The sequence below is a fragment of the uncultured Sphingomonas sp. genome (genome assembly GCF_913778135.1).
Classification (GTDB): domain Bacteria; phylum Pseudomonadota; class Alphaproteobacteria; order Sphingomonadales; family Sphingomonadaceae; genus Sphingomonas.
This window is the reverse complement of the sequence record NZ_CAJYVU010000034.1, coordinates 1-4,214: the sequence shown is the minus strand read 5'-3', so window position 1 is coordinate 4,214 and position 4,214 is coordinate 1. Positions and strand designations below refer to the sequence as shown.

4 protein-coding genes are annotated in these 4,214 nt (G+C 67.4%); 3 read left to right on the top strand and 1 reads right to left on the bottom strand.

Annotated features, from left to right (window positions below; all coding sequences use genetic code 11):
• Nucleotides 1–214, bottom strand: a 214-nt coding sequence (locus QZ847_RS03260) for an aldehyde dehydrogenase family protein (RefSeq protein WP_294353014.1), incomplete at its 3' end; no start/stop codon positions are given.
• A gap of 231 nt (nucleotides 215–445) precedes the next feature.
• On the opposite strand from QZ847_RS03260, the gene QZ847_RS03255 reads away from it, so the two are divergent.
• The 3 genes from QZ847_RS03255 to QZ847_RS03245 form a co-directional block, all read left to right on the top strand.
• Nucleotides 446–1,375: a right-handed parallel beta-helix repeat-containing protein gene (locus QZ847_RS03255; protein WP_294353012.1), complete on the top strand. Its 930-nt coding sequence runs from the start codon at nucleotides 446–448 to the stop codon at nucleotides 1,373–1,375.
• 72 nt (nucleotides 1,376–1,447) lie between these two features.
• Nucleotides 1,448–2,980, top strand: a complete 1,533-nt coding sequence (gene proS / locus QZ847_RS03250; RefSeq protein WP_294353010.1) for a proline--tRNA ligase — start codon at nucleotides 1,448–1,450, stop codon at nucleotides 2,978–2,980.
• A gap of 59 nt (nucleotides 2,981–3,039) precedes the next feature.
• A partial coding sequence (locus QZ847_RS03245) for an RNB domain-containing ribonuclease (protein WP_294353008.1) occupies nucleotides 3,040–4,214 on the top strand: 1,175 nt, incomplete at its 3' end.

The window sequence follows — 4,214 nt, the reverse complement described above, 5'->3', positions numbered from 1 at the left end:
GGGTGAGCACCGCCTTGCGCTCGTCGACGCTCGTCTGCGACCAAGTGTCGAACGCAGCGCGCGCCGCCGCTACTGCGTGGTCGACGTCGGCGGGGGTGCCGAGCGTGATCTCGGTGCACGGCTGCTCAATCGCGGGGTCGATCACCTGATAGCTGCGGCCGCCGTTGCTATCGACCCATTCACCGTTGATGTAATGCTTGAGGTAGCTCTGCATCGCGCTCTCCACCGCTGTTTTCCGTTCGAATTGGCATGGGTGATGGCGCGCGCTCCGACCGGTTGCAAGGCGAAACGTGACCGGCGGCCTCGGCGTCGCGGCGTGCCGCCCTGGCACGGTTCGGCGCCCGGTTAAGCCGCCGGCGAGGGCGAGAGCGGCATTAACCTTCTTTGCGGGTGGTCTCGTTCACCCGCGCGCGTGCAAGGCTGGCGGCACACGAAGGAGTCGTCCATGCGCAAGTTCCTGCCTTTCCTAGCGCTCGCGCTGAGCGCCCCCGCGGCGGCGCAAGGGAACGGGCCGTTCACGATTCAGCAGAGCGGGCAGACGTTCGGCACGCTCGACGAGGCATTGATGGCGGTGCGCGGGCAGGACGCGACGGTGGTGATCGCGCCGGGTACCTACCGCGAATGCGCGGTGCAGCAGGCGGGACATATCACGTTCAAGGCGGCGCGGCCGGGCGCGGTGATTTTCGACGGTACGACGTGCGAGGGCAAGGCGGCGCTCGTGCTGCGCGGTGAGGGATCGGCCGTCGACGGCATCGTGTTCCGCAACATGCGCGTCGACGACGGCAACGGTGCTGGCATCCGCATCGAGCTTGGCGACCTGACCGTCACCAATTCGATGTTCCTCGACAGCCAGGAAGGCATCCTGGGCGCGACCGACCAGCCGACGCGCATCCGCATCGATCACTCGACCTTCGCGGGGCTGGGCCAGTGCGACGAGACGCCCGATTGCGCGCACTCGGTCTATCTCGGCACGCACGGCAGCGTGACGATCACCAATTCGCGGTTCGAGCGCGGGCGCGGCGGGCATTACGTGAAGATCCGCGCGCCGCGCGTGTCGATTACCAACAACAGCTTCGACGACACGGCTGGCCGCAAGACCAATTACATGATCGACCTGCCCGAGGGCGGGACCGGACGCATCGCCGACAACGTGTTCGTGCAGGGCACGCACAAGGAGAATTGGTCGGGCATGATCGTCGTCGCGGCGGAAGCGCACAATTTCTCCTCCGCGGGGCTGCAGGTCGAGGGCAACAACGCCTCGCTGGCACCGGGGCAGGACAAGCAGCCGGCGTTCGTCGCCAACGCGAGCGGCGACCGGCTGGCGGTGGGGCAGAACCGGCTGGGTGCGGGGATCAAGCCGTACGAGACGCGCTGACGCGCAAACGTTTCGCTTCCATCGCGTAAGGACTCGCGGCTATCGCGGGCGCGTCATGATCGAGCACGCCCAATGATTAAGCACGCATTGTCCGTCACCCGCGAGGGTGATTTCGCCCAATGGTACCAGACCGTCATCAGCGAGGCCGACCTCGCCGAAGAGAGCGGCGTGCGCGGGTGCATGGTCATCCGCCCATGGGGCTACGGCATCTGGGAGCGGATGCAGCGGCTGCTCGATGACGCGATCAAGTCGACGGGGCACGAGAATTGCTACTTCCCGCTGTTCATCCCGCTCTCCTACTTCGAAAAGGAAGCCGAGCACGTCGAGGGCTTCGCCAAGGAGATGGCGGTCGTCACGCATCACCGGCTGGTCGCGGACGGCAAGGGCGGGCTGGTCCCCGATCCGGCCGCCAAGCTGGAGGAACCGCTGGTGGTGCGTCCGACCAGCGAGACGGTGATCGGCGCGGCCTTCTCGCGCTGGGTGCAGTCGTGGCGCGACCTGCCCGTCCTCATCAACCAATGGGCGAACGTCGTGCGTTGGGAGATGCGTACGCGCATGTTCCTGCGCACCGCCGAGTTCCTGTGGCAGGAGGGGCATACCGCGCACGCTTCGGCTGAGGAGGCACGCGACGAGACGCTCAAGATGCTCGAAGTCTACCGCGACTTCGCCGAGAATGCGGTCGCGTTGCCGGTGATCGCGGGCGAGAAGCCGGAGAACGAGCGTTTTCCGGGAGCCGTTTCGACCTACTCGATCGAGGCGATGATGCAGGACGGCAAGGCGCTGCAGGCGGGTACCTCGCACTTCCTCGGTACCAATTTCGCCTCCGCACAGAACATCCGGTTCCAGAATGCGGAAGGGCAGCTCGAACTCGCCAACACGACCAGCTGGGGCGTGTCGACGCGGATGATCGGCGGGCTGATCATGGTGCACGGCGACGATGACGGCCTGCGCGTGCCGCCGCGCGTCGCGCCGTGGCAGGTGGTGATCGTGCCGATGCTGCGCGACAACCCCGATGACGCCGCGCTGGTCGATTACTGCAGGGCGCTACAACAGGCGCTGAGCCGTGAGAGCGCGCTAGGCGAGCCGGTGCGCGCGCTGCTCGACCTGAAAGCGGTCAAGTCGACCAACAAGCGCTGGGGGTGGGTCAAGAAGGGCGCGCCGATCGTGATCGAGGTCGGCGGGCGCGACATGGCGGCAGGCAACGTGTCGGTGATCCGACGCGACCGGCTGTACCGCGCCGACGGCAAGCTCGACAGCGTCGGGACGGCCAAGGACGCGTTCGTCGGTGGCGTGGGCGCGATGCTCGCTGACATCCAGCAGTCGCTGTTCGACGAGGCCGACGCACGGTTGAAGGCGAATATCACGCCTGCCGATGACTGGGCCGAGGTCGAGGCGCATTTCGCGGAAGGCAACAAGACGCCGGGCTGGCTCGACGTGCGCTGGTCGCGGCCGACCGGGGCGGCGCTCGATAAGGTGGTCGAGCGATTGAAGGCGCTGAAGCTCACGCTGCGCAACGCGCCGATGGGGCAGACGCATCCGGAGGGACAGTGCATCTTCACCGGCGAGCCTTGCGTCGAGCGCGTGCTGGTGGGCCGCGCTTATTGATTATCGCGTGACCCGCCCGCGCAGGTGACGTGGGCGGGTGCAGCGCCTATCTCTTGGGCGTGCCAAGAAAACCAAAGCCGGGTCTGCCGACCCGCGAGCAGATCCTCGACTTCATCACGCAATCGGCGCAGCCCGCGGGCAAGCGCGAGATCGCGCGCGCCTTCGCGCTCTCCGCGCAGGAGAAGATCGGGCTCAAGGCGCTGCTCAAGGATATGGCGGACGAAGGGCTGATCGACTCGGCACCCGGCCGCGCGTTCCACAAGATGGGCGGCGTGCCCAAGGTCACCGTGCTGCGTGTCACCACGATCGATGACAGCGGCGCCGTTTGGGCCGCGCCCGAGAAATGGGACAGCGAGGCGTCCTTGCCACGCATCCGCGTGCGCGAGCAGAAACGCGGCGCTTTAGGCGTTGGTGAACGCATCCTGGCGCGCACCGAGGAGACCGGCAGCGGGATCACCGCGCACCCGATGAAGGTACTGAAACCCACCTCCGAGCAGGTGATTGGCGTGTTGCGCGGCGCAGGAGAGCGCCTGTTCTTGCAGAGCACCGACAAGAAGGAGCGGCGTGAGTATGCCGTGTCGGACGCGGGCGGGGCCGAGGCGGGCGAACTCGTCTCGGCCGAACTCGCCGGGCGACCGCCGCGGATCACCGCGCGCGTCGTGCAGCGGCTGGGCGATCCGTTCGCGCCGCGCAGCTTCTCGTTGATCGCGATTGCCAAGCACGGCATCCCTGACACCTTCGCGGCCGAAGCGCTCGACGAGGCCGAGCGCGTGGCGCGACAGCCGCTCGGAGAGGATCGCGAGGACCTGACGCATCTGCCGATCGTCGCGATCGACCCCGCCGACGCGCGCGACCACGACGATGCGGTCTGGGCGACGCCCGACGACGATCCCGCCAACGAGGGCGGCTGGCGCGCGATCGTCGCGATTGCCGACGTGAGCTTCTACGTCCGACCCGGCAGCGCGATCGACCGGGAGGCGCGCGCCCGCGGCAATTCGGTCTATTTCCCTGACCGTGTCGTGGCGATGTTGCCCGAGATCCTCTCCGCCGACGTATGTTCGTTGAAGGAGGGCGAGGACCGCGCCGCGCTCGCCTGTCACTTGCAGGTGACGAAGGCGGGTGCGCTCAAATCGTGGCGCTTCACGCGCGCGACCGTGCGTCTCGCCGCCAACATCGCTTACGAGGATGCGCAGGCGATGATCGACGCGGGCGAGGGCGCGCAGATCGATGCACT

Excerpts from the sequence above, each read along its gene's own strand:
- QZ847_RS03255 (WP_294353012.1), top strand. The coding sequence starts at position 446 with ATGCGCAAGTTCCTGCCTTTCCTAGCGCTCGCGCTGAGCGCCCCCGCG.
- proS (WP_294353010.1), top strand. The coding sequence starts at position 1,448 with ATGATTAAGCACGCATTGTCCGTCACCCGCGAGGGTGATTTCGCCCAA.